At 56.2% G+C, this 26,122-nt stretch carries 18 protein-coding genes, 1 pseudogene and 1 riboswitch; of the genes and pseudogenes, 5 read left to right on the top strand and 14 right to left on the bottom strand.

The annotated features are described in order from the left end of the window. Positions 1 to 23: 23 nt before the first annotated feature. From argR to OZX62_RS05760, 13 genes and pseudogenes are all read right to left on the bottom strand, one after another. Positions 24 to 632, bottom strand: coding sequence for an arginine repressor (argR, locus tag OZX62_RS05700; RefSeq protein ID WP_277175277.1), 609 nt, complete (start codon positions 630 to 632; stop codon positions 24 to 26). Next, positions 629 to 1,594 (bottom strand): ornithine carbamoyltransferase, encoded by a 966-nt coding sequence (gene argF / locus OZX62_RS05705; protein WP_277175278.1) that lies wholly within the window; start codon positions 1,592 to 1,594, stop codon positions 629 to 631. Before argF ends, argR begins: the two co-directional genes overlap by 4 nt. A 229-nt stretch (positions 1,595 to 1,823) precedes the next feature. Further along, positions 1,824 to 3,161, bottom strand: coding sequence for an acetylornithine transaminase (locus tag OZX62_RS05710; RefSeq protein WP_277175279.1), 1,338 nt, complete (start codon positions 3,159 to 3,161; stop codon positions 1,824 to 1,826). Positions 3,162 to 3,270: 109 nt separating this feature from the next. Next, complete coding sequence (gene argB / locus OZX62_RS05715) at positions 3,271 to 4,227, bottom strand: acetylglutamate kinase (RefSeq protein WP_277175280.1); 957 nt, start codon at positions 4,225 to 4,227, stop codon at positions 3,271 to 3,273. 147 nt (positions 4,228 to 4,374) lie between these two features. Beyond that, positions 4,375 to 5,661 carry a bifunctional ornithine acetyltransferase/N-acetylglutamate synthase gene (locus OZX62_RS05720; protein ID WP_277175281.1) on the bottom strand — a complete coding sequence of 429 codons (1,287 nt, stop codon included), beginning with the start codon at positions 5,659 to 5,661 and terminating at the stop codon, positions 4,375 to 4,377. Next, positions 5,658 to 6,884, bottom strand: a pseudogene (locus OZX62_RS05725) (Asd/ArgC dimerization domain-containing protein); the annotation flags it as partial. The pseudogene OZX62_RS05725 and the gene OZX62_RS05720, both read right to left, overlap by 4 nt. Positions 6,885 to 7,163: 279 nt before the next feature. Next, positions 7,164 to 8,033: a hypothetical protein gene (locus OZX62_RS05730; protein WP_277175283.1), complete on the bottom strand. Its 870-nt coding sequence runs from the start codon at positions 8,031 to 8,033 to the stop codon at positions 7,164 to 7,166. Between the two features lie 104 nt (positions 8,034 to 8,137). After that, a complete protein-coding gene (gene pheT / locus OZX62_RS05735) occupies positions 8,138 to 10,741 on the bottom strand; it encodes a phenylalanine--tRNA ligase subunit beta (protein WP_277175284.1) in 2,604 nt (867 codons plus the stop codon). Between the two features lie 7 nt (positions 10,742 to 10,748). Then, positions 10,749 to 11,816: a phenylalanine--tRNA ligase subunit alpha gene (gene pheS / locus OZX62_RS05740; protein ID WP_277175285.1), complete on the bottom strand. Its 1,068-nt coding sequence runs from the start codon at positions 11,814 to 11,816 to the stop codon at positions 10,749 to 10,751. A 469-nt stretch (positions 11,817 to 12,285) separates the two neighbouring features. Next, a complete protein-coding gene (locus OZX62_RS05745) occupies positions 12,286 to 13,308 on the bottom strand; it encodes an RNA methyltransferase (protein ID WP_277175286.1) in 1,023 nt (340 codons plus the stop codon). 152 nt (positions 13,309 to 13,460) lie between these two features. Further along, positions 13,461 to 16,166, bottom strand: a complete 2,706-nt coding sequence (locus tag OZX62_RS05750; RefSeq protein ID WP_277175287.1) for an ATP-binding cassette domain-containing protein — start codon at positions 16,164 to 16,166, stop codon at positions 13,461 to 13,463. 40 nt (positions 16,167 to 16,206) lie between these two features. Continuing rightward, on the bottom strand, positions 16,207 to 16,836 hold the full coding sequence (locus OZX62_RS05755; protein ID WP_277175288.1) for an ECF transporter S component: 630 nt from the start codon (positions 16,834 to 16,836) through the stop codon (positions 16,207 to 16,209). A 49-nt stretch (positions 16,837 to 16,885) separates the two neighbouring features. Beyond that, positions 16,886 to 17,008, bottom strand: a riboswitch (TPP riboswitch). A 571-nt stretch (positions 17,009 to 17,579) separates the two neighbouring features. Next, positions 17,580 to 18,947 (bottom strand): dipeptidase, encoded by a 1,368-nt coding sequence (locus OZX62_RS05760; RefSeq protein WP_277175289.1) that lies wholly within the window; start codon positions 18,945 to 18,947, stop codon positions 17,580 to 17,582. Positions 18,948 to 19,088: 141 nt separating this feature from the next. Here OZX62_RS05760 and OZX62_RS05765 point away from each other — a divergent pair, with 141 nt between their 5' ends. The 5 genes from OZX62_RS05765 (at position 19,089) to OZX62_RS05785 (ending at position 25,170) form a co-directional block, all read left to right on the top strand. Further along, positions 19,089 to 19,709 carry a DUF3043 domain-containing protein gene (locus OZX62_RS05765; RefSeq protein WP_277175290.1) on the top strand — a complete coding sequence of 207 codons (621 nt, stop codon included), beginning with the start codon at positions 19,089 to 19,091 and terminating at the stop codon, positions 19,707 to 19,709. Positions 19,710 to 19,856: 147 nt separating this feature from the next. After that, on the top strand, positions 19,857 to 21,311 hold the full coding sequence (gene lpdA, locus OZX62_RS05770; protein WP_277175291.1) for a dihydrolipoyl dehydrogenase: 1,455 nt from the start codon (positions 19,857 to 19,859) through the stop codon (positions 21,309 to 21,311). Between the two features lie 120 nt (positions 21,312 to 21,431). Then, the gene (locus OZX62_RS05775) at positions 21,432 to 22,226 is read left to right on the top strand and encodes a DUF4191 family protein (RefSeq protein ID WP_277175292.1); all 795 of its coding nucleotides are present in this window, start codon (positions 21,432 to 21,434) and stop codon (positions 22,224 to 22,226) included. A gap of 175 nt (positions 22,227 to 22,401) precedes the next feature. Beyond that, on the top strand, positions 22,402 to 23,838 hold the full coding sequence (glnA, locus tag OZX62_RS05780; RefSeq protein WP_277175293.1) for a type I glutamate--ammonia ligase: 1,437 nt from the start codon (positions 22,402 to 22,404) through the stop codon (positions 23,836 to 23,838). 498 nt (positions 23,839 to 24,336) lie between these two features. After that, on the top strand, positions 24,337 to 25,170 hold the full coding sequence (locus OZX62_RS05785) for a hypothetical protein (RefSeq protein ID WP_277175294.1): 834 nt from the start codon (positions 24,337 to 24,339) through the stop codon (positions 25,168 to 25,170). A 74-nt stretch (positions 25,171 to 25,244) separates the two neighbouring features. Here the strand turns inward: OZX62_RS05785 and OZX62_RS05790 are convergent, their stop codons facing one another. Next, positions 25,245 to 25,961 (bottom strand): GrpB family protein, encoded by a 717-nt coding sequence (locus OZX62_RS05790; protein WP_277175295.1) that lies wholly within the window; start codon positions 25,959 to 25,961, stop codon positions 25,245 to 25,247. Positions 25,962 to 26,122 lie beyond the last annotated feature (161 nt).

Below are 26,122 nucleotides of genomic sequence, written 5' to 3' on the forward strand. Positions count from 1 at the left end.
TTTTTCTATCGAATCGTTATTTTCTAATTTCTTGCGGTACCTTGGCCCCGCGAAACAATGTCAAGCAGCCATTGCACGCGTCCGGCGGCGGCCTCGTCGTCGTTGCAGACCAGAAGCACCGTATCGTCGCCGGCGACCGTTCCCAAAATCCCGTCAATCGGCTGCTTGTCGATGACGCTGGCCATGTATTGAGCCGCGCCGGAAGGCGTGTGGACGATGACCAGATTGCGTGCAGCCGCTGCGGAAGTAATCAATCCCGAAAGACCGCGGGAAAGCTGCTGGTCGATTTTCTCGGCCGTAACGTCGTCGAATTCGGGCTCGACACCCAGCGTATAAGCCATTTCTCCGGTTTTCAGCCGCGTTTTGACCGCTTTCATCTCGTCCAAATCACGGCTGAGCGTGGCCTGGGTTACCTCGATGCCACGTTCGGCAAGCAAACCAAGGAGCTGACCCTGCGAGGAGACCACGGCGTTGGAAAGAATCTCCTGGATGACGCTGAGCCTGGCCGTTCGGTTGGTCGGATGCTGGAGCTTGGTTTCCCCGACTTGTTCCTTACCTTGCAAATTGACTGCGGAAGCGGCCGAATCACGCTTGGTATCGGCCGTAATATGACTACCTTCAGTATCGTTCATTTGAGCATTTCCTTGTCGTCTCGCAATGTTCCAATCAGCCAAGTCAGCAAAGCCTTCTGCGCGTGAAGTCGGTTTTCGGCCTCTTCCCAGACCACCGATTGCGGGCCGTCGATAACGCTTGCCGTGACTTCCTTGCCACGGTAGGCCGGCAGGCAATGCTGGAAAAGCGCATCAGGCTTGGCGAGTTTCATCAACTCGTCGTTGACCTGATAATCCCAGAACGGCTTGGAGCGCACGGCGTACTCGCTTTCCTCGCCCATCGACACCCACGTATCGGTGAAGATGCAGTCGGCATCGGCCACAGCCTCGCGCGCGTCGGTGGTTACCAGAATCGAACCGCCTGTCTGCGCCGCTATTCGCTTGGCATCCGCGACAATCTGCGGATCGGGAAGGAAGCCTTGCGGGCCCGCCACGCGCACGTTCATGCCTGCGGTCGCGCCTCCGAGCAGATAGGAGTTCGACATGTTGTTGGCCGCGTCGCCCAAGTAGGCGATGGTCTGGCCGGCAAGCGCGTCGACTCCCCCGCGATGCTGCGCGATGGTGAGGAAATCGGCAAGAATCTGGCAGGGATGGAACTGGTCGGTCAAAGCGTTGACGACGGGGACGGTGGCATATTTCGCCATCGTTTCCACGCGGTCCTGGCCGAAGGTACGCCAGACGATGGCGCTGGTCATGCGGGTGAGCACGCGTGCCGTATCGGCCACCGGCTCGCCACGACCGAGCTGGGAACCGGACTTGTCGATGACCAACGGATAACCGCCAAGCTCGGCGACACCCACAGAAAAACTGGAACGTGTGCGCGTGCTGGGCTTGTCGAAAATCACCGCGACACCCTGCGGCCCCTCAAAGGGACGGCGATAATAGCGATCTTTCCAGAACTTCATACCCAGTTCCAGAATTTCCTTCTGCTCGTCGTGGTTCACATCATCATCACGGAGCATATGCCGAAGTTGACCTGCCATAACCATCTCCTTTTTACTGATTTGACCATTAAAATATACCGCATAAAACTGAAATATTACATTTTCTATCCACATATTGGTATATATGCTAGAAAAATATTATTTTAAACTATCGAAATCGACTAAAATCTGGAATATCTTGATTGTCAATGTACGATTTCACTCGCCTGACACGCTACCTGGAATGAAACCGGCACTGAATAAATGCCGGCACACACGAATGTCCAAATCAGTCATCTGGAAGGTCTGCTGGGATTTGAGCGAGAATCGATACGGCCTCGTCAACGTCGGCGCTGCTGACGATGAGCGGCGGGGCAAGGCGCAGGGCATCGGGAGCGACCGCGTTGACGATAAGGCCATGGTCCAGGGCCCAGTTCATGGCGGCGTGTGAGCACGGATGCGCCAGCTGGATGGCGTTGAGCAGGCCACGGCCACGAACCGAGACGAACAGCGGGTTGCCACAAGCCATCACGGCTTCACGAAGTTGGTTGCCACGGGCTTCGGCGTTGGTCACCAGATTTTCTTCGTCGATGACCTGCAACGTGGTCAATCCGGCTGTGGTCGCCAGCGGGCCGCCAGCGAAAGTCGAGCCGTGGAGTCCTGGCGAAAAGAGGGATGCGAGCGGCTTGCCGAACGCGATCATGCCACCCATTGGGAAGCCGCCGGCCACGCCTTTGGCGAAGGTGATGATGTCGGGTGTGATGCCGCCGGAAAGGTCGTCGCGCTGGAAGGCGAACCATTTGCCGGTGCGCCCGATGCCGGTTTGCACTTCGTCGATGATCATCAGAGCGTGATGTTGATCGCACAGTTTGCGGACGCCTTTGACATACTCCGGGTCAAGCGGGCGCACGCCGGCCTCGCCCTGGATGAGTTCGAGCATCACTCCGGCCACCGGGCCGACGCCGTCTTTGCCGGTCTGGTCGAAGGCGGCCTGCATGGCGTCAAGGTCGCCGGCTTCGACGAATTGAACCGCCGGAAGCAGCGGATTGTAAGGTTCGCGGATCGAAAGCTTCCACGTAGCACTCAAGGCACCCATCGTCCGCCCGTGGAATCCTTTGGTCAGGGCAAGGATTCGAGCCGGGGCACCGCCATGTTCGGGGTCGCCGCCCGGCAGCGTCTTGCCGTAAAGCTTGGCCATTTTCATCGCGGCCTCGTTACCTTCGGCCCCTGAATTGCCGAAATAAACGCGCGAGCCTTCAGGTGCGCCAGAAATCTGTAAAAACTTTTCCGCCAACTTGATCTGCGGAACGGAAGCGAAATAATTGCTGATATGCGCGACTTCCCCGGCCTGTTCGCTTACCGCCTTCACCCATTTGGGATGAGCGTAACCCAGCGAATTGACGGCGATGCCGGCGAGAAAATCGAGGTATTCGTTGCCATCGATGTCCCAGACATGCATGCCTTTGCCGTGGTCCATCACTCGCAACGGAGTGCCGAAAGCGTGCGTATGCACCTGTTCATAGGTATCGATCCATTGTTCACTTTCGGGACCGATTGCCGTCGTTGCGGAATCGGTGTTTTTGTTCGCAGCTTCAACATCTGCCTTGTTTTGATTATCGTTGTTCATGTTGCCGTACTTTCCAAGTTTATTTTTGCATTACATTAATGCAGTGATGTTATCTTTTTCATAACTGTCAATAAACGTCATAATTACGTTGCGATTTCACGACGTGCTTTTATTTTCGCCGTAGTTTCATCCCATTGCCGGGCACGACCATCGTTCCGATGCCGGCGCCGGTAAACACCTCGTTGAGGATCGAGTGGGGCTGACGGCCATCGATGATATGCGCACGCGGCACCCCGCCGTCCAAGGCGCGCACGCAGGCACGCATTTTCGGCACCATCCCGCTTTGCAGCTTTGGTAATACCTCGCTCAGGCGGTCGACGCCGATGGAACTGATCAGCGAATTCTTATCGGGCCAATCGGCATAGAGCCCATCGACGTCCGTTAGAATGACGAGTTTTCGGGCATGCAGAGCCACCGCAAGCGCGGCCGCCGCGGAATCGGCGTTCACGTTGAAAACCTGGGTAGGGTCATCGGCGTTCGGCGCAATCGAAGAGACCACGGGAATCCGGTTCTGTTCGATCAGGCTCTCCACCGCCGAAGGGTTGACTTCCGTAACTTCGCCCACCAATCCGATGTCGGTTTCCTTCCCATCGATGACCGGGCGGTACCGCTTCGCCCCGAACAACGACCCGTCCTCGCCGGAAAGCCCGACGGCATGTGGGCCGTGCGCGTTGATGAGCCCGATGAGTTCGCGTGAAACCGAGCCGGTAAGAATCATCCGCACCACCTTCATGATTTCCGGTGTCGTGACGCGCAGTCCAGCTTTGAATTCCGAATGAATACCGAGGTCTTTGAGCATGCCGGAAATCTGCGGCCCTCCCCCGTGAACGACAATCGGGTGCATGCCGACCTGCCGCAGAAAGACCATATCCTCGGCGAAGCAACGCTTAAGATGTTCGTCGACCATCGCGTTGCCGCCGTATTTCACGACGATGCGCTGGCCGGCGAATTCCTCGAGCCACGGCAGTGCTTCAATCAGCACCTCGGCTTTCTGCTCGTCCTTCAAGTCATGGTGCACATCAATATCCGCACCAATGGCATCCGTTCCCCTTTTCACAGTGCTCATTTTTCCCCAATCTTTTATATCAAGTACTGGTCGCGCACTTTTCTCGGACGAAAATAAAGTGCACGGATTACCATCAAAAATTCGTATGAACTTCACAAAAATCCATGCACTTTTTGTTTGGCCCTGAAAAAGTGCACAGGTCCGCGATCAGGATTCGTAGTCGGCGTTGATGTGCACGTACTCATGGGTGAGGTCGTCGGTCCACACGGTCGCGCTTTCCGCTCCGTTGTTGAGATCGATGTCGATGTCGACTTGGCGTTTATCCATCTTCACTTCCGAGCGGTCAACTCCGGCACCACCGTGCTCGCAGACGCGAACACCGTTGATATCCACCGTGACGGACTCCGGGTCGTAAGCCGCCACGCCCACAGGGACCGTGCCAAGTGAGCTGACGATACGTCCCCAATTCGGATCATTGCCATAGATGGCGCATTTGAGTAGATTTGAGCCAGCGACCGCGCGGGCACAGGCCAGTGCCGCATCTTCGGTTTCCGCCCCGCTTACTGTCACTTTGATATCGTGGCTGGAGCCTTCGCCGTCGCCTACAATCTGGCGGGCAAGACTGGCGCAGGCATCGTGAACCAACCCGGCGAACTCATCGTCATCAGGAGTCACGCCAGAGGCACCGGAAGCAAGCAGCAGCACCGTGTCGTTGGTCGACATACAGCCGTCCACGTCGATGCGGTTGAACGATTTGTCGGCGGCGTTGGCCAGAGCATCCTGCAACTGCGCGGAATCGACCTCGGCATCGGTAGTGATGACGCAGAGCATCGTGGCCAACTGCGGGGCAATCATCCCCGAGCCCTTGACCATGCCGCCAACACGGTAACCGGAACCTTCCAATTTCACCATTTTCGGCTTGGTGTCGGTGGTCATGATGGCCGTTGCCGCATCGATACCTGCTTGTTCGACGTCGTTTAATGCCGCAGCCGCCTTTTCCACACCACCCAGCACATTATCCAAAGGTAATAATTCGCCAATCAGACCGGTCGAACACACGGCAATGTCATTGGCTGAGAAACAGGGCTTTTCATTTGCCAAGGCCGCTCCGAATGAATAGCCGGTTGAGAGACTGCCACCAAAACCGTCTATTCCAAAGGAATCGGCACCAGTATTGTCGGAATCCTCTACGATATCGCTCAATACCTGCGCGACTTTCACCGCCGTGGCCTCGCTTTGCTTCAGTCCTTCGGCACCGGTGCAGGCGTTGGCGCCACCGGAGTTGAGCACGACCGCCTTGATATGCCCGTCAGCGACGGCCTTACGCGACCATTGCACCGGCGCCGCACAGAAACGATTGGCGGTGAATACGCCGGCGGCAGCATCAAGCGGTCCGTTGTTGACGACCAGCGCCAAGTCGCTTTTCGCTTTGTTGGATGAAATTCCGGCGTTGACGCCGGCGGCCATAAAGCCCTTTGCAAATGTCACGCTCATGGCGCCACTCCAATCGTTGTCAGTCCCTGATCTTCCGGAAGTCCGAGCGCAATGTTGAGGGATTGCACCGCCTGCCCTGCCGTGCCACGGTTGAGGTTGTCGATAGCCGCAAAACCATACAGCCGTTTGGCGTTCCTATCGACTGCGACCTGAACCTGCGCCGCATTGGAACCCAACACGTTCGCCGTGGCCGGCATGTCGCCGGCATCCAGAAGCTCGATGAATTGCTGGCCTTGATAGGCTTCGGCGAAAACCTCACGGATGCTCTCATCGCTCATCGCCTCGCCCTTGTCGCTGAGCTTGGCCGAAACCACCGCGAGAATGCCACGCGCCATCGGCACCAGTATCGGCGTGAAACCGACGTTGATAGGCTTGGTTGAGGCAATGGATGAGAAAACACTCTCCTCTTGACCGGCCACAATCTCGGTACCATTTTCTGCAGCGGTTTCAGCCGTTTCAACTGCTTCGCTCGGATATTGCCAAATAGCTGATGAGTTGAGATGCCCCTCACTATCCGCATCAGCACAAGCGGCATGCGCAAGATTCTGCACGATTTCGGGGATGTGACGATGAACACCGCCGACCGAATACGGCGTCGCGGAACCAAACGCTTCCGCCGCTAACAGATTAGGACGTCTCAGGTTTTTGCCGGCTCCCGAATATCCAACAGCAAGGTCGGCGACAATGTCATCGGTTTGCACAAGCCCTTGTGCCACAGCAGGTTGAAAAGCCAAAGTAACCGCAGTGACGTTGCATCCCGGCCCCGCAATCAATGAGGCGCCTGGCAATTGTTCACGCTGACGCCGGTATCCACCCTCGGCATCTTTGCCCACGATCAGTTCCGGCATGCCATAAACCCAAGGCTTGTGGAAGTCGCCACCATAGTACTGCGCCCAAGCATCTTCGGATTCAAGCCTGTGATCGGCTCCCAAATCGACCATCACGCAATCGGGATGAAGCTTCTCGGCCAATGCTCCCGAAACGCCATGTGGCAAAGCCAAAACAATGATGTCGTGACCATTCAACACGTCCGGCGTCGTGGGTTCGATAACCATGTTCTTCAGCTGCGGAATATGCGGCATACGACGGCCGAGTTTGTCGCCGGCCGATGAATCCCCGGTCACCGTCGTAACTTCGAATGCAGGATGTGCGGCGAGTATCCGCAGCATCTCTCCCCCGGCATAACCGCTGGCACCTGCCACCGCCACCGTGTATTTGCTCATGGGCATCACCTTTCTTGAAGATGATGCTAGATTACATATATTCAGTAGTATGAATAGTTATACATCCGAATAGTGGACACTTTTGAAAGAGAATTATCGTTTTTGACAAATCAGAAATAAAACAATGCCCGTTGAGTTCTTAAAGCTTGTAAAGCCTGAACCGAAACGGACGTAATGAAAAAAACAAACCAGAACGTCCCTGACCACTCACGTGAAGAGGAACGTTCTGGTAGAACCAATATTCTCAAGCCGCAATGTCAAACGCCAAGGCCCAAAAGCCTACGCATGCACCGAGCCGTCGCTGCCGACACCGCTGGAACCACCGGAACCCGAACCATATTGATTCATCAACTGCTGCGAAAAATCGTTGACGTTGATGCCCTTGGAAAACAGCCAGAACGAAAAAATCGTCGTAAGGACGCCGAGCACCATGCACACGGTGGCCGCCCAAAAGCCTTTCATGTGATATCTCTTGGTGCGCCACATCGAAACCGCGCCGGTGATGGCAGGCAGGAACGGCATGATCGGCAAAAACAGCAACACGATCGAGATGATTGCCCATGGGTCCCAGTGGCCTTTCAGTGGGTTCTGGTTCGGGTCGTTCATATCGATGCCGTTGTGAATATCCGGCTGATAGTCAGGAGTGCCGGGCGCGCCAGGCATGGCCGGACCATTGTTGTACGGCTGTCCAAACGGATTGTTGGCATTATTCGGATTGTTACCGTAATTGTTGGACGAGCGGTTCGGGCCGCCGTAGGGTGTATTACTGCGAAAATCTTGATTACCTTGGTAGGTGCCCACGCCATTGCCATATCCGCCACCCATTTGCTGGTTGGGTTGACCACCCTGCGGATTCATTTGAGGATTCTGCTGGTTCTGGTTTTTCGACTTCTCTTCAGGCTTGCCGTAAACGTACGGATTGTATTGCGGAGGGAATTGGCTGGCCATCGCCCCATATTCCGGAACCTTCATTTGGCCGTATTCCGGCTGAGCTGGTTTGGCAGCACGATTATTGGATTCTGCTGCCAAATTCGGAACGTCCGTACGATGCGTTCCCTGCGAAACCTGGCCCGTGGAAGGAGTGGCATTGGACGACGAATTTTCGTGATCCGTGCCATTCTGATCGAAAGGGTTTTCAGATTCGTTCATCTTGCCACTCCAAAATCAAGTAGATAATTTGCGGAGTCTGCGAACCTCTTCGGCACACAGACTCCGCATTGTCCAATTTGTATCGGTTTTCTTAGGACCGACCGTTAGGCACGCAGCTGCGCACCAATCGCTTCCGTCTTATCGACAATAGCCTTGCGAATAGCCTCCGTGTCGTCGCTGGTAAGCGTCTTATCCGGAGAGCGGAAAGTAACCGAGTAGGCAAGGGACTTCTGATGCTCGCCCAGCTGGTCGCCGGAGAACACGTCGAAGAGCTCGATGGACTCTAGATTGTCACCTGCGGCATCCTCGATGACCTGCTGCAATTGCGCGGCGGTGAGCGTATCGGGAACCGTGAAGGCGAGATCCTGCTTGACGGGCGGGAAGGTCGAAATCGGCTTGGCCTGCACCGGCTTGCCACTCAACGTGGCGAAGAGGGCGGTCAGGTTCAGTTCGAAAGCGGCGGAATGCTCAGGGAAGCCGAGCGCGGCGTTGACGTGCGGATGCAGCTCGCCCACCATGCCGACGAACGTATCGCCGACCATGACCTTTGCGGCGCGGCCCGGATGCCATTGCATCGGGACGTCCTGCGGTTCGGGTTGCACAATTTCAACCTTGGCACCGAGACGGTCAGCCACGCGGTTCATCGCTTCAACGGCATCGCTGTAATCGACCTCGCGGCTTTCTCCGAGCCAGCCGGTTTCGACGGCCTTGCCGGTCAGAATCGCGGCGACATGCAACGGCTGCTCAGGCAGACCGGCATCGAGCGCCTTCAGTTGTTCCTCGGTCGGACGCTGGCCGCCGGGCAGTGCCGGAATGGCAGGAGCGTTCGGATCCCAAAGATAGACATGGCCGATCTCGTAAAGCGAGATGTTCTCGAGACCGCGACGCAGGTTACGCTGCACGGTCTGTGCGAGCGTCGGCAGAACGGTACGACGAAGATACGGACGGTCGCCCGCCAGCGGATTGGCGACTTCGACGCTCACCGGCTTGATTTCATCGGGGTCGTAGCCGAAAGCCTTGAAGTCGGCATCGCCGACGAACGGATAGCTCAGCGTCTCCACCAAGCCGTATTCCGCAAGCTCGTTGGCCACGTCGCGCTGACGCTGCTGGTCGGGGGTCAGCCCGACTTCGCCCTCGACAGGTGCCGGAGGCATAGTGACCGGGATCTCGTCGTAACCAACGAGACGTGCAATCTCCTCGACCAAATCGCAAGGCATGGTGAGGTCAGGGCGCCAGGTAGGCGGCACCACGGAAATATGACCTTCTTCCTTACCATCGCTGACCTTGCAGCCGATGTCTTCGAGAATCTCGCGGATACGCTTGTCGGTCGTGTCAAGTCCAGTGAGACGCTTCGTCTCAGTAAACTTGAAATCGATGGCCTCGCGAGGCTGAGTGTTGTTGACATCGATGGGGGTGTCGGAAGGCTCGCCGTGGCCGTACTTGGCCATCAGATCGGCGGCCATCTGGGCGGCTGCAGGCTGCAGCGCGTAGTCCACGCCGCGCTCGTAGCGCTTGGATGCCTCGGAAGGGGTCTTGTGACGGCGTGCGGAACGGGCGATGGTCACCTGGTCGAAGTGCGCGGATTCCAGAAGGATGTTCTTGGTCTCGGCGGTAACTTCACCATACAGACCACCCATCACGCCGGCCAGACCGAGAATGCGCGAGCTGCGCTTGCCATCGGGCGAATCAGTGATAAGCAAATCTTCAACGCTCAGGTCATGCTTCTTGCCGTCGAGCGTCGTCAGGGTCTCGCCCTTGTTGGCGCGACGGACGACAATCGGCCCGCAGATCTTGTCGAGATCGTAGGCGTGCATCGGCTGGCCCAGGTCCATCATCACATAGTTGGTGACGTCCACGGCCAGCGAGATCGAACGCATGCCGGCACGAATCAGACGTCGACGCATCCAGCTCGGCGTCTCGGCCGACGGGTCGAAGTTGCGTACGATGCGGGCATAGTAGCGGTCGCAGCCAGGCACACCGTGAATCGGATTGTTGTCCTCGATTTCGACTTCGATATCACCTTTACCGTTTTCGGCGACCTTTGGGGTCTCGGCGTTCAGCGCATCGACCGGATCGGTGTAGGCAGCACCAGTGGAATGGTGGTATTCACGCGCCACACCACGATAGGAAAGCGTATAGCCGCGGTCAGGGGTGATGTTGATCTCCAGCACAGGCTGATCGAGATGCAGCAGATGCATCGCATCGTCGCCGGGCTTCAGCGCGTCGGCCTCTTCCTTGCTGAATCCGTAATGGTTCAGCAGGATGATGCCGCTGTGGTCGCTGCCGAGCCCCAGCTCACGCTCCGAGGCACACATGCCATTGGAGATGTGGCCGTAGGTCTTGCGCGGCTCAATCTTGAAATCACCTGGCAACACCGCGCCCGGAAGAGTGACGACAACTTTCTCACCGGCCGCCATGTTGGGCGCACCGCAGATGATGCCGCGCGGCACCTTGTTACCATTCTCGTCGGTGTCGTTGTATTTTTCGCCGACGTCGACGTGGCACCAGTTGATGACCTTGCCGTTCTTCTGCGGTTCCGGCGTGCAATCGACCACGTAGCCGACCACAATCGGACCGGTGACCTGCGAGGCGTGAATCTCCTCTTCTTCAAGGCCGACGTGAACCAGATCCTTGGCAAGCTGTTCATACGTAAGACCGGCCGGAACCTCGACGTGTTCCTTGAGCCAGTCAATATCTACCATTGGCATTGTTGGTTCACTCCCCCATCACAAACTGTTTGCTGAAACGCACGTCGCCTTCGACGAGGTCGTGCATGTCGTTGATATCGTGGCGCAGCAGAAGCGTGCGCTCCATGCCCACGCCGAACGCGAAGCCGGTGTAGACGTCCGGGTCAAGACCGGCCGAACGCAGCACGTTCGGGTTGACCATGCCGCAGCCGCCCCATTCGATCCAGCCGGGGCCGCCCTTCTTGTCAGGGAACCAGAGGTCCAGCTCGGCGCTGGGCTCGGTGAACGGGAAGTAGCTCGGGCGCAGGCGGCTCTTGGCCTCCGGGCCGAACATCGAGACGGCAAGCTTGTCGAGCACACCCTTGAGATCGCCCATGGTCAGGCCCTTGTCGACGGCCAGCGCCTCGCACTGGTGGAAGACCGGCGTATGCGTCGCGTCGAGTTCATCGGTACGGAACACGCGGCCCGGGGACGCGATATACAGCGGCACGCCACGGGTCAGCAGTGCGCGCACCTGATCGGAGGAGGTCTGTGTGCGCAGGACCATGTTGGACCCCACGAAACCTGCGGCGTCCTTGGCCTGATTGCCCTTGACGTAGAACGTGTCCTGCATCTGGCGGGCAGGATGGTCCGGGCCGAAGTTCAGCGCGTCGAAGTCGTACCATTCGGTTTCCACTTCGGGGCCTGCGGAAATCTGCCAGCCCATGGAGATGAAGAGGTCTTCGACGTCCTCCATCAGTTTGGGCAGCGGGTGACGGGCACCGAGCGGCTTGCGGTTGACGGGAAGGGTCATATCGACCGTTTCGGAGGCGAGTTGACGAGTCTCTTCTTCGGCCTTGACCTGCGCTTCCTTCATGCCAAAAGCACGCCCGAAATCGGCGCGCAACTTGCCCATCAGCTGGCCGGCACCCTTCTTCTCGTCCTTCGGCAATCCTCCGATGGCACGGCTGGCCTGGGTCATCGCTGACTCAGCCCCGGCGTACTCCGTCTTGATGGCTTTGAGCTCCTCCATGGTGGAGGCACTCTTGATTTTCGAGATGCCCTCGGCGACCGCATCGGTCACTGCTTCGGCATCGAATGACGCACTCTGTGCCACGAGTACCCTTTCCTTTAAGTTTTTTCAAACCTTGAAACGTCCGCGATTACATGCGCAAAAGTCATGAATCACAAGCGTTTACAGCCTTTTCATTGTTTCAATATGACTCGACATAGCGCTATGTCTTCGATTGCATTCAAAAATAGGACTCCCCGCGCAAATTCCGACAGCAATTGACTCGTGAAGAAACAACTTCGCGACCATTGCGTTGCAGCACGCAATCCAGAAACGAATGAATACATGTATAGGTACTGCAAATGCGTAGCAGCGAAAGCTAAATCGTATGAGTTTCGCATTCCGTGCTACATGTCATCCAATAGATGAGATAAAAAATGGCTGAATTGCAAGGTTTTCATTCACGCTAAACAGATTCCACTCTTTCGTTCGTAGCACTGAAGCTTCAATCCACTCGAAAAATTATTCAGTGCTATTCCCACCCACAAACTTTGCTTGCTGCCGCACCAAGGGATTAACGAGAGTAATGCCCATTCATTGCCAGCGTAAAGAGCATCACTGCGGTGCTGGTGGCGAGATTCAGTGATTCGGCCTTGCCGTATAGCGGAATGGACACAATACGCTGCACACGTTCCAGCACATCGTTCGGCAATCCGCGAGCTTCATTGCCAAACAAAATCGTCTGAGAATAATCCTTGTTTTTCCCGTATGCTTCGGAATTCTGATATTTTTTCACGACATCAATTAAGGATTCCGGCTTGATTTTTTCGGTACCATAGACATCGGCGGCCATTACCTCATGGTTCTGTTCTCTTGCCCACGCAAAGAATTCGTCGGTGTTCATCCTGACTACAGGCAAATGGAACAAGGAACCGGCGGTGGAACGGATGACCTTGGGATTGAAACGGTCGACGCAATCGTCCACGAAAATCACCGCGCGGCACCCAGCGGCATCGGCCGAACGAATCACTGTCCCCGCATTGCCAGGATCGCGGATCTGCCAGAACGCAGCCACGGTATCGTTGGGCGAAACAGAAACCGGCTTGCTTTCAGACGATTGATAAGCCACGGAACTATCGTCGGCTCCCTCGGCGTTGCTTCTTACAACGGTTCCGCGAGTGGCGACATTATGGATTACTTTCGTATCCCTCTCATCACTGGACTGGCCATGTTCAAAGTCCTTAACCATGCGATTCTGCACAGTTTCGAGATTACCGACCGCAACAATTCCCTGCGCGTCCGTACTCATACGATGCATCACGTCGACAGTGACCTGATGAATATATAGTCCCCGCTCGTCTGCCTCACGCGCGATGTCCTCGACTACCGGCGAAAGCAACCCGGACTGCCGTTCATCCATCTGCACATAGCAATCCTCGACCACCTCAGGCATCCACCGCACGACTTCCCGCACCGATTGCGGCCCTTCGATAAGAAATTTCCCGGCCTTCTTACGGCCCTTGGTCTTTTCAAGCTCGGCGACACGTTTCACGCGTTCGGACTTGGGGTTGTCAATAATGTGCTGATTAAAAGGCATAGCCCTACTTTACGCGAAGTCATTGCCATCGATGCAAGCAGAGTAGTTTCACACGTATTTGGCCTGCAAATCACTGCAAATATAGACGAAATCAGGCATCAATCAACTATCGACAATCTGAGATCGCCTCATTACAAATCAACTTGCTGCTTTCACCCGCCGAAGAAGGTGAATGTGCCGGCGAATGCAGCGGCAATGAGAGAGACTGTCGGGACTATGGCACAGACGATGACGAAGGCCCAATCGCGGGGATTGACGTGACTGACTCTTGCGTGAGTGCGTGGAATATCACCGCCAAAGCCGCGCGCTTCCATGGCAGTGGCAAGCGTCGTGGAACGTCGGATGGAAAGGACCAACAGGGCAAAGGTCTGCGGGAAGAACGCCTTGACCTTGTTTTCATCACCCAAACCACGTGAACGACGGGAGGCTGTAAGCGCGGCCCAATCGTCGCGAATCACCGAGAAAAGGCGCATGCCTGCGAGACCGCCGTAGACGAAACGGTCGGGCAGGTGGAGAATCTGACTGAAAGAATCGGCCAGGTCTGTGGTCTCGACGCCAAGAACCGCGATAATAGCCGGAACACCCACAGCCAAAATGCGGATACCAGTGGCGAGCGCCAGCACCGCCGACCGGTCGGTGACAGTAATCATCGCCCAATGCCACCAAACCCGGCCGCCCTCCTTGCCGTATAGCAGCACGGCGAGTGCCGAACCGGGAGCCCCGATGAACACCGGCCATGTCGATTTGACCACGCGCCACGGCTTGAGGCCGATGCAGGCGAGCATAATGAACTCGAGCAACAGCGCGACGCTTGCAGAAACCCAGTCAAGACTGAAAATCAACGGCAGCGCGGCGATGAAACCGCCCAGCATTCTGAACGTGGGATTGAGCGAAGCGAGGAAGGGCGAACGGCTTGACTGACGTTCCTTCTCGTCACGTTCGTTGACCGGGCTGACAGTAATGGCGGCATCAATGTCCTTGAGATTGGCATCGTTAGATGACACGGTATCGTCTTCGCTGGCTTTTTCGATAATCTGCGTTTTCTTAGACACGTGCATCGAACGGACACCTGTGTCGTCACCCCGCGCCTGCAACTCGATGACACGAGCACCCAAAGCCGTAACCAGATCGCGGTCGTGAGTGACGACGATAACGCTTACGCCATCACCACGCAGGGAATGGATTAGCGAGACGATCTGCATCCATGTGCGACGGTCCTGACCGAACGTGGGTTCGTCGAGAATGATGACGCGAGGGGCCGCAGCGAGGGAAGCGGCTACAGTCAACCGCCGCTTTTCCCCACCAGAGAGCGTGTATGGATTGACCGAGGCATATTGCGAAAGCCTGAACCGGTGCAGCAACGCCATGGCCTTTTCTTTGGCTTCGTCCTCGGGTATACCCGTACGCAAGGGACCAAGCATGACCTCTTCAAGCACACTGCCGCGCGCGAACTGATGCTCGGGATTCTGGAACACATAGGAAATCCTCGCCGCCAGTTCGGTCGATTTCCATTCCATAGGCGAATTGCCGCTTGTTCCTTTCGCCAGCTCAGGCGACGCTTCGGCACTGCCTGCAACGGGTTGCAAAAGACCGGCCAAAGTCAACGAAAGCGTCGACTTACCGACACCGTTACGACCGACCAAAGCCGTAATCTGCTCAGCAGCGAATGATACGTTGATATGCTCGGCTATGGCCTTGCCGTTACGTCCGATAGCAAGGTCGTTGGTGGAAAGCAGCGTTTTGCCGTCACCTATCGCGGGGTCACTGGCAGGTTCGTCATCAGTATAAATACGATGGATTTCATCTTCAGGCCGTCGGTATTTGTCCGGCATCCAGATACCAAGCGCGGCAAAATCAAGATTACGATTTTCGAACACCTCATCGGGCGTGCCGTCGGCGACCACAATCGTGCGCCGGAACCCACTGTGGTCGATTTCGGCATCGTCACCAACCTGCGTGACCCGCGCCTTAACCTGATCGTCGGACTCAAGGCCGAGAACGATAACCCGGTCGATAAGCTCTATCCACGGTCCAGCCCGATGCTCGACCAAAAGCATGGTCGCTTTGGTATCACACAATACATGCGAAACGGCGCCAATAACTTGCTCAACGCCTTCCGGATCGAGGTTCGCCGTCGGCTCGTCCAGAAGCAACGCACCAGGCTGCATGGCCAACGCCCCGGCCAACGCAAGCCGCTGCATCTGCCCGCCGCTCAGATGCATGGTGGAACGGTGCAATTGCAACCCTTCGAGGCCGACAGCAGCAAGGCTCTGCCTCACCCGCTTCCAAATCTCAGGTCGCGGAACACCCATGTTTTCCGGCCCGAACGCGACATTGTCACCCAAACGTTCAAAAATCGTCTGCGCGTCAGGGTCCTGCAGCACGAGCCCGACGCGTCCGTGCGCAGCGGCAGCCGGGATGCCATCAATGAAGACCCCGCCCTCGGTAACTCCGCCTTCAGAATCTTCGACAGCGACGATTTGACCATCGGTGTCTTGTTCCGTCGCCTCCTGTCCGTCTGCGTTCGCGCTTTCCACCGCGTCCCCGCCAAGCAGCCCCGAGGCACCTTCCAAAATCGTCGACTTTCCAATGCCGGAAGCACCAAGCAGCAGCACATGCTCGCCGGCGTGGATATCAAGGTTCAGCCCACGTACCGCGAAATGCCGGCGAGAGGCATGACGATAGCCCCAATTATTGAAACTGATTGAAGCGGGCTCAACTTTGGGGGAAGTGCTGCCATCAGACGAGTTCGCATCTTGCAGAACCGCTCCTGTTTTGGCGGCAGAGACATTCGAAGCACGCTGCGGTGAACCGTCACCTTTTCGGCTCCCGGCCACCTTTGATTGCTTGGCTTGCATGCGTTCCCCCATCGATGCCTGAAATTCTACCTGATACCGCTCACTTGGCAGCGGCGCGAACCTGGCGGCCGGAGGCGAACTTGTCGATGGCACCGGTTTTCGCGATGGCGATATAGAGGTACCACATCAATACGCCTGCGACCAATGCCCCGGAAATCACCGTGGCAACCAGATACCAGATGCCGTACGCACCGGTGATGTTGAAGCCCTGCAGATGGGTGAAGAAGGTGTAGGCCCAGCAGCCGACGGCCGAAACCACGCCGGAAAGCGTGACCGTGACGATGTTCCAGACCTTGTAGGCCACGCACAGGAACACGACTTCGGCGCAAAGCCCTTGAACCAGCGCAATTAGGAACGTCTCCATGCCGCCCCAGGAATTGCCCAGCAACGATTCGAGCACGCCGGCAACGACTTCGGCGTAGGTGGCCGCACCGGGCTTGCGCACGATAACCGCGGCAAGAGGTCCGGCGAAAAGCCAAAGGCCGTTCATCAGACCACCAAGACCCGGAATGAGGGCATCCAACGGAGAGCCGATAGGACCGTATAGCAGTGCCGCGGCCCAGTAGACGAATGTGCTAACCACTCCTATGACCGAGGCGACGGCGATGTCGACGACACGCCAGCGAAGGTTCGGTTTGGAGACGACTGTTGTTTGATTTGATGATGACATGATTTGTGTCTTTCCGCTGTGCACACCGACTATCGGCGCGCATATAAGGCACGGGAAAAGAGAGACGTCCGTGCGCCGGCATTGTCCGGACTCACGTTCATTCGGTCGAGGATATTCCTCATCTCAGCCATCCGCCAGCTTGCGCCGGCGAACAGCCCCCGTGTCAGTTCGCCATCCTAGAGCAATCCCCTGTCAATCAACCAACGGGTAGTCGTGCGGGGGCGGGATATGTAATGCTTCGGCACCCTCCAGGCCGGTAGGCCAAGCTTTACGCCTCAGCATCACATATCCCGCCCCCGCACTTGTGCACAGAGGAATCTGACTGACAGGTGGTTGCGGGAGGGGCTCACAAGCGAATAACTACCGCATGAGTCAGGGGCCTTATGACAACAGTTGTGCAATTGCGATGAATAGTCTTAAGCTGAATCGGACAAGACTTTGATTACAAAGGAGACTGACAAACGAATAATTACTGCATGATTTAGATAGCCGATGAACGGCGTCCTTTCAATTGGCCCGTGTACATCCAGAAACCTTGCGGAAGCGGCAGCTATTCGCTTGGAGTACCACCGGCCCTGATTCTTTCATTTTGAGAATACAGACAGTAAGATGCCTCAATGATTAGTGGTGGAGCGGGATATGCGATGGTCGGGCGTAAGACACGGCCGAGCGGCCAAGGAGCGTCCCGAACATTGTATATCCCGCTCCACCACGACTACCCGTTCAGGCAAGCAGGTTACCAGTTACTTCGCGAGCTTGGTTAGGATCAGGGCCTCGGTGAGGACGTTGTTTTTGAGGCTCGTCAGGTCGACGGACTCGTTGGGGCTGTGAGCGTTGCCCTTCGGGTCTTCGGGGCCGGTGACCAGGACCTGAGCGTCCGGGAAGATGCGCTGCAGTTCGGGAATGAACGGAATCGAACCGCCTTCGCCCTTGTTGATCGGGTCGACGCCGAAGGCCTCGCGCATCGATTCCAGAGCATCCTGAGTGGCTTCCGCGTTGGGGTCCATGCTCCAGCCCATGCCGGCGTCGACCATGGAAGCGGAAACCTCGGCGCCAAACGGCGCGTGGGAGGTCAGGAAGTCGCTAACGGCCTTGGCAGCGGCTTCGGGACGCTGGTTCGGCGCGGTACGGATGGAGATGCGGAAGCGGGTCTCGTTGGCGATGACGTTGAACGAACCTTCGACCGGATGCGCATCGAAACCGATGACGGAAATGCTGGGTTTCGTCCACAGACGCGAGGCGAGAGAACCGGTACCAGCGAAACGGTAGGAGTCCACGACGGAAGAATCAGCACGCACGCTGGCTTCGTCCAAATCACGCTGAAGACCGCCGACAGGGTCGCCACCTTCCAGACCGGGAATATTGAGCGATCCGTCCTCGGTGTACATCGAGGCAATCAACATGCTTGACAAAGTATTCGTGTCGAGAATCGGGCCGCCGAACTGGCCGGAATGCACCGGATGTTCCAACGCCTTCACCGTCACGTCCAGATCGGTGTTGCCGCGCAGGCTTGTCGTAAGGCTGGGAATTTCGGCGCTCCAGTTGCCGGAGTCAGCCACGATGATGACGTCGGAATCGAATTCATCCTGATGCGCCTCGATGAAAGGAATGAAGCTCGGCGAGCCCATCTCTTCCTCGCCTTCGATGAAAACCTTGATATTGACCTTCAAATCATCGCCCAACGCGTGCAGCGCGCCGGAATGGATGGCTATGCCACCGCCGTCGTCGGTTGCGCCGCGACCGTAAAGCCGGCCGTCAATTTCGGTGGCCACAAACGGATCAGTGTCCCAAGCGGAGGCGTCAGGAACGGGCTGGACGTCGTGATGCGCGTAAAGTAGCACGGTAGGCGCGTCGGGATTCACGATCTTGGAACCCACCACTTCGAATGCCCCCGGAGTGCCGTCCGGGTTTTTGGACTGCACCACCGTTGCGTCCACACCGCGCTTCTTCAACTCATCGGCCACGAATTGCGCCGAGCGACGCATATGCTCGCCGGTGATGCCTTCGGCCGAAACGGATTTTAGCGCGACCTTCCTGCTCAACAAATCGACAACGCGATCAAAATCGGCGTCGACCCGCGAACGCAGTTCTTCCTTGCTCAATGCAGCCATGTCATGCTCCTTATCAACGTGTTCATTCACCTCGATAATCACACAGCCCCGAGAAAAACGCGAGGAAATCGCCGGAAAACGCTTCAATCCCCTATATTTCCGTCGGTTTGCGCGTCGAGGCTTGCCCGTAATCTCAAAAGAATGACATGGAATCCCTTCAGCAAGGACAAAGACAAGGAAGCGGCGCAGAAATCCGTCGATTCCGAACTGAATGAACCCGAGGAGCAGGAAGGCAAGGGGCGCCCCACACCCAAGCGCAAGGTCGCCGAGGAGCGTAACCTGCATCCGATCGTTCCCAAGAATCGCAAGGCAGACCGCAAGGCCGCCAAAGACCGTATCAGGAAGAAAGAGGACGAGCAGTACGAAGCGATGCGTACCGGCGACGTGGCCCATATGCCGCGTGTCGAACGCGACCCGGCACACATTTACGCCCGCGATTACGTTGACGCCCGCTTCAATCTCGCCGAATACTTTATTCCGGTGATTTTCGGCGTGATGATTTTCGGCATCATCATTGCGCTCAAGTGGCCGGCGCTTTATACCCCCATTCTTATGTTGTCATACGTTTATATGATCGCCGCGATCATCGATATCGCCGTGATGTGGTTCAAGCTCAAAAAGAAGCTCATCGAGAAGTTCGGCGAGAAATCCGTGGGCAAGGGTTCGCGTATGGGTTCCTACGCTTGGGGCCGCGCTTTGCAGTTGCGTCGTTGGCGCGTGCCGAAGCCGACGTCGAAGAAACGCGGAAACTGGCCGAAATAAAGCCGGAAGCGTCGATTCTTTCCAATGCCTTTGCCGCATTCTTAGTGATGCGCACGAAGGCATTTTTGTTTGCCAACGACATTATTGCCGCGCTCGATATTCCTTCTTTTACCGTTATTATTGGATTATTCAAACCTTGGAGCAGCCATGCAGACCTCACATGTTGATATCGCCATCATCGGCGGCGGACCCGGCGGATATGCCACCGCGTTGCGTGCCAGCGAACTGGGGCTTTCGGTCGTTCTATTCAATCGCGAAGAGAAACTCGGCGGCACTTGTCTCAACCGCGGATGTATCCCGTCCAAAGCCCTGATCACCGCGACACGTGCTATTCACAACGTTCACGACGCACAACGCATGGGCATCAACGCGACTATCGAAAATATCGACTTCGGCAAACTGGCCGAATTCAAGAACAATGCCGTCAACGCCATGACCGACGGCTTGGCTTCACTGTTGGCAGCAAGAAAGGTGACGGTAATCAAGGGTGAGGCTTCGATTATCGCGGACCATCGCGTAAAAGCAGTGGTTGACGAAGCAAACGGAGACGATGCTTCCGTCGAAATCAACGCAGACAACATCGTGATAGCTACAGGTTCGCGTCCTCGTCCCCTGCCGGGTCATCCTTTCGAAGGCGACGTAATCGACTCGACGCAGGCCCTCAGCCTGCCAAGATTCCCCAAATCCGCGGTCATCATCGGAGCCGGAGCCGTGGCGGTGGAATTCGCTTCGATGTGGAACGCGGCAGGCGTCGACGTGACCATGCTGATTCGTCGTGAACGTGTGCTTTCACACGCGCATCGTCGCACTTCGATGGCACTGACCCGAGCGCTGGCCAAAGACGGAGTCCATATCCTCGCTCATAGCCATGTCTCCGATATTAAAGACACAACGAAATCAACAGGCGCAATTCAACCAACCGTCAGCTATGCCACCGATAAGGATGAAACCATACGTGATGTCCAAGCCGATGTCGTGTTGGCGGCCATCGGGCGCGACCCAAATACCGATTTCGACTGGTTGCGCAACACCGGCATCGAACTCGATGAACACAAACTCGTGAAAACCGATTCTTTTGGACGAACCAGCCAACCCGAAATCTGGGCATTGGGCGACATCACGCAAGGTCCGGCACTGGCTTACCGCGCCTTCGAACAAGGCGTCGTCATCGCCGAATCCATCGCCGGGCGTAACCCCGAACCGGTCGACAACAACACGGTTCCCGAGGTCGTCTTCTCCACTCCGGAATTCGCCAGCGTAGGGCTCACCCTCGAAGAAGCCAAAACGAACCCCGACATCATCGAACCCAAAGAAACCGTCTACCCCATGATGGGCAATGCTCGCATCCTCATGAGCGGCGAAGCCGGGTCCATGTCGGTGGTCACCGGAAGTTATATGGACAAACCCGATACGCCGGTAATCTTGGGCGTTCATATGCTCGCCCCCGACGCCGGTGACCTGATCGCCGAAGCCGAGGAGCTCGTGGGTAACCGCGTGCCGCTCACTGATGCCGCACGTCTCATCCACCCGCATCCAACTTTCAGCGAGGCGTTCGGCGAGGCGCTGCTCAAGGCCGACGGCCGGCCGTTGCACACCAGATGAAGCCGTCGAATCCGCGACGGTTTCCCGAGTAAATGGCGCAAGCGCATGTTTTGCGTCGCAACCACTCCCTAAAATCGTGATTTAGTTTGTTCGTGCCAGAAAACACAAGTGAGGAAGTCGATGACCAAAGAGAAAAAGGCGAAGAAAGACAAGAAAAAGGGCCCGAAAGTCATCAATCAGATTCGCCAGATCTATAAGTACACCTATGCAGAAGACAAGTCACTGCCGTGGCTTTTGGCAGGTGCTTTCCTGCTGCCGGTCGTGGTCGGCGTCGTCGCTGGCCTGCTGCTGCACTGGAGCTGGCTGACCTGGATTTTCATGATCATCCTCCTGGTGATGCTTGGCGTGCTGCTCTTCACGATGACCTTGACCAATCGCGCAGACAAGGTAGGCTACGAGAAGCTGGAAGGCCAGCCAGGTGCCGCCATCAGCGTGCTCGGCAATATCAACAAGGCCGGATATTCCTTCCCCCAGACCCCGGTCTGGATCGACCCGAAGACCAAAGAGGCGATTTGGCGCGGAACCGGATACAACGGCATCTATTTGCTGGCCGAAGGCAGCACAAGCCGAACCAAACGGCCGCTGGAACGTCAGAAGCAGGCCATCAAAGGCGTGACCGCCGGAAGCGATATTCCCGTTTTCTGCATTTCAGTCGGTACAGACGAAGGACAGACCAGACTCAAGGATTTGCGCAAGACCGTGCTCAAGTGCAAGAGCTACGAGCCGATCGAGCACAAGTTCGCCTTCATGAACAAGATTCATCCACATCGCCGTTTCGTGCTCACCAAAGAAGAGCTCGATACGTTGAACGGCCGCTTGCGTACGTTGCAGGAGAAGCGTGGTCTCGGCATTCCCAAGGGCATGGACCCCACGCGCCCGCAGCATATCAGCCGCCGAGCCATGCGCGGCCGGTGATTCCATCCTCTCGTGACCAAATCGCGAGAGGATTTTTTATTTCCTTTTCCCTTATAACTCAACAAATTCCAATGAAAAATCGCCGTCCGAAACATATTCGTAACTCAATACGCGACCTATGGAAACTCGGTACCTTACACTTGAACATTGTTAGCACAACGAAAGGAGCGGTCCATTGACTGCACTCGAAACGAAGGAAGACCTCGAAGCCCTCATCAACACGGAAGGTGTGGAATACATCTCCGTACGCTTCACCGACCTGTTGGGCGGCCAGCAGCATTTCACGGTACCTGCCAGCGAATTCCTCAAAGACGCGTTCACTGACGGCGAGCCGTTCGATGGATCCTCGATTCGCGGCTTCCAGGCCATTGAGAATTCCGATATGAAGCTCGTGCCGGATGTCTCCACCGCTTTCGTGGACCCGTTCCGTAAGCACAAGACGCTCGTCGTCTCGCATTCCGTGGTCGATCCGATCACCATGGAGCCCTATTCGCGCGATCCTCGTCAGGTCGCAGCCAAGGCCGAAGCCTACATCAAGTCGACCGGCGTGGCCGACACCGCCTGCTTCGCCCCCGAGGCCGAATTCTTCCTCTTCGATTCCGTTCGTTACGAGAACACGATGCAGCGTTCCTTCTATGAGGTCGATTCCGTTGAAGCGCCGTGGAACACGGGTGCTGAGGTCGAAGCCGACGGTTCCGCCAACATCGGTTTCAAGAACCGCGTCAAGGGCGGCTACTTCCCGCCTGCCCCGCAGGACCACAACCAGGACCTGCGTGACGACATGGTCGCCAACCTGCAGAAGGTCGGCCTCATCCTCGAGCGCAGCCATCACGAGGTCGGCGGCGCCGGCCAGCAGGAAATCAACTATCGCTTCAACACCCTGCAGCACGCCGGTGATGACCTGCAGAAGTACAAGTATGTCGTGCACGAGACCGCTTTCGAGGCTGGCAAGGCCGTGACCTTCATGCCCAAGCCCATCGCAGGCGACAACGGCACCGGCATGCACTGCCATCAGTCGCTGTGGAAGGACGGCAAGCCGCTCTTCTACGATGAGAACGGCTACGGCGGCCTTTCTGACATCGCCCGCTGGTACATCGGCGGCCTCATCAAGCACGCCTCCTCGGTGCTCGCCTTCACCAATCCGTCGCTCAACTCCTACAAGCGCCTGGTGCCCGGCTACGAAGCCCCGACGAACCTGGTTTATTCTGCCCGCAACCGTTCGGCCGCCATCCGCATTCCGTTCGCCGGCACCGCTCCTGCGGCCAAGCGCATCGAGTTCCGCGTTCCCGATCCCTCCTGCAACCCGTTCCTCGCCTTCTCGGCCCAATTGATGGCCGGCATGGACGGCGTCCTGAACCACATCGAGCCTCCGGCTCCTGTCGACAAGGACGTTTACGAGCTGCCGCCAGAGGAGCTGGACAACATGAAGCATGTCCCCGCCTCCCTCGGCGAGGCGATGGACGCCCTCGAGGAAGACAACGACTTCCTGACCGCCGGCGATGTCTTCACCACCGACCTCATCGATACCTGGGTTTCGCTCAAGCGCGACGAGATCGACCAGCAGCGTCTGGCCCCGACCCCGCTCGAATACGAGCTCTACTTCAACTGCTGAGCTTGAAAGCGTCATCGCTCAATCTGTTTTGAACGATTGATAGAAATTGCCATACTGACTGATGTTGGTGTGGCAATTTTTTATGCTATTTTCCGCAATGTTTATTTAGGTGACACATATCTAGACACAATGTATCTGCATAAACGTATCTAGGTGAAACATATACGCAAACTCCCCGATGCGTAAAATTTATAAATTTATAACGGCCAATATCACCGTCATACACTTATCACGATTTCGTCGAATTCCACACGTTCCGATAGTCTTGAATCGTTCAGTGCATTGGCGCAAGAGAAGAAGGAAACATTGAGATTCTGTAATCACTGCGGAGCAACATTACCCGACGACGTTCAGTTCTGCCCTAATTGCGGCACCCCAATCATTCCACCTCAGCAAGCACATGGTCAACCGCAAGCGCCATTCCAACAGCAACCCCAGCCGCAACAATTCCAGACACAACCGCGACAATTCCAACCGCAAGTGCAACCTCAACCGCAGGTGCAGCCGCAGCAGTTCCGACCGCAGGGTCAACCTACGCCCCAACCGCAACAATTCCCCAATCCCGGCGTTCTACCCGCCGCCGGAGCGTCGCAATTCAATCAGGCTCCCGGCCTGCCTCCCATGCCTGCCGCTCAATACGGCAACCCGATGCCCCAGCCGGTTGCCGCGCAAGCCACCAAGAACCGCAACATCATTATCGCCGTTCTCGCATCCGTCCTGGCCGTCCTCCTGGTGATAGGTGCTGTGGTACTTACCCGACCCGCCTCATCCTCCGGCCATTCCGGTATCGGCAAGCCCGGAGTTCCTGAAGGAACGTGGTCGTTCAGCATCAGTTCATCAGGATTGAAAATCAAACTCATCAGCATCGATGTGGACAAAGACGGTGTGGCAACGCTCTCTTCGCTAGACAAGAAGTACTTGCGAGGAGATCTCACTCTCGCCGATTACGACAAGGAAAGCGTCACTTACGACGTGAAGAACATGAAAGTTCTGGTCAATGACGACGACTATAAAGATTTCGACTTCAAGCGTATTACTATGCCGCGCACAGGGGTAGTAGGCAAGTGGATTGTGGATATGAATGATAAGGATGAGAGCGGGAAATTCGGTATAAATGTGAGCAGCAACCACGACATCACATTCAATTGGGACACCCCGGAAGACCGTAATTATATCGATGCCACTTGGGAAAAGACAGATTCCAGCAGCGCCACCGACACCTATGTGGTCGAAAATGGATCGAAATTAATGGGAGGCCTTCTTGGCAGTGAAGACAATGCCAACGACTCAGACAAAATCCAACTGGAGTTCACAATCCCGTCCGACCGATGAAAATTCGACTGATAGACAACAAGCGTGTTCTGACAACTTGCGAGGTCAGAACACGCTTGTCTATCACAAAACCACTATGATTCAGAGCTGACAAGTCCTGCTTCGATGAAAGCCCGATGGTAAATCGAGCGAATGGTATCTTGCTTGCGCTGGTTATATTCTGACATCATGTTGGTATAAGTATGATTTGCAGCTTCACGTTTTACCGAAATATAAAGGTCTCGGTCCTCAGCATTCTGCCGCAGCCAGTTGCGGAATATGAGATGGCGAATGGCTTCAGGGGAACCAACTGACCAGACATGCAAATTGCAGGCCGGATTGTCACCGCGAAACATACGATGCCCATACCACCAAGTCTCACGGATAACCAAGTGGAATCCGGCTTTCTCAAGTGCAGGCACGTACGAACTTTCCTCATCCGAATCGGCAACGGTAAGATCAATGTCAATCACCGGCTTCGCGGCAAGTCCCGGCACCGAAGTGGAACCGATATGTTCGATGGCCAATGCACGGAAACCGAGTGTGTTAACGATAGTCATACGTAACTTTTCGAAAAGCGTCGTCCATGACGAATCATAAGGAACGACAGCGATGTCTCGTCGTGGCTCTACCCCACTTACAAAGGGCGATTCGTCCCGCGGTGCAGGCGTATCGTCAAAAGTTACAATTGCCTTTCGGAATGTTGCTGAACTTAATTGTTCACTTCTATCGTCACCAACTTTATTGCCTCTTGTATCTCTCATAATCTGTCTGTTCTCTTGTAACCGCATCAATTCACTAAGCTTCATCATAATAAACATCGTTAAACGACTTGTCTTCTCAATAAGATTTCCTAAAATGTGGATAACTTTTTTGCAATTTTATACGGCGTGTCCTCAATCAGGACAAGGCCTAGCAGATATTCATAGTCAAGCATCCGGTCACGCCTGCCGAATTCACGGCTGTAAAAGAG

This window comes from Bifidobacterium sp. ESL0690 (genome assembly GCF_029392315.1).
GTDB lineage: Bacteria > Actinomycetota > Actinomycetes > Actinomycetales > Bifidobacteriaceae > Bifidobacterium.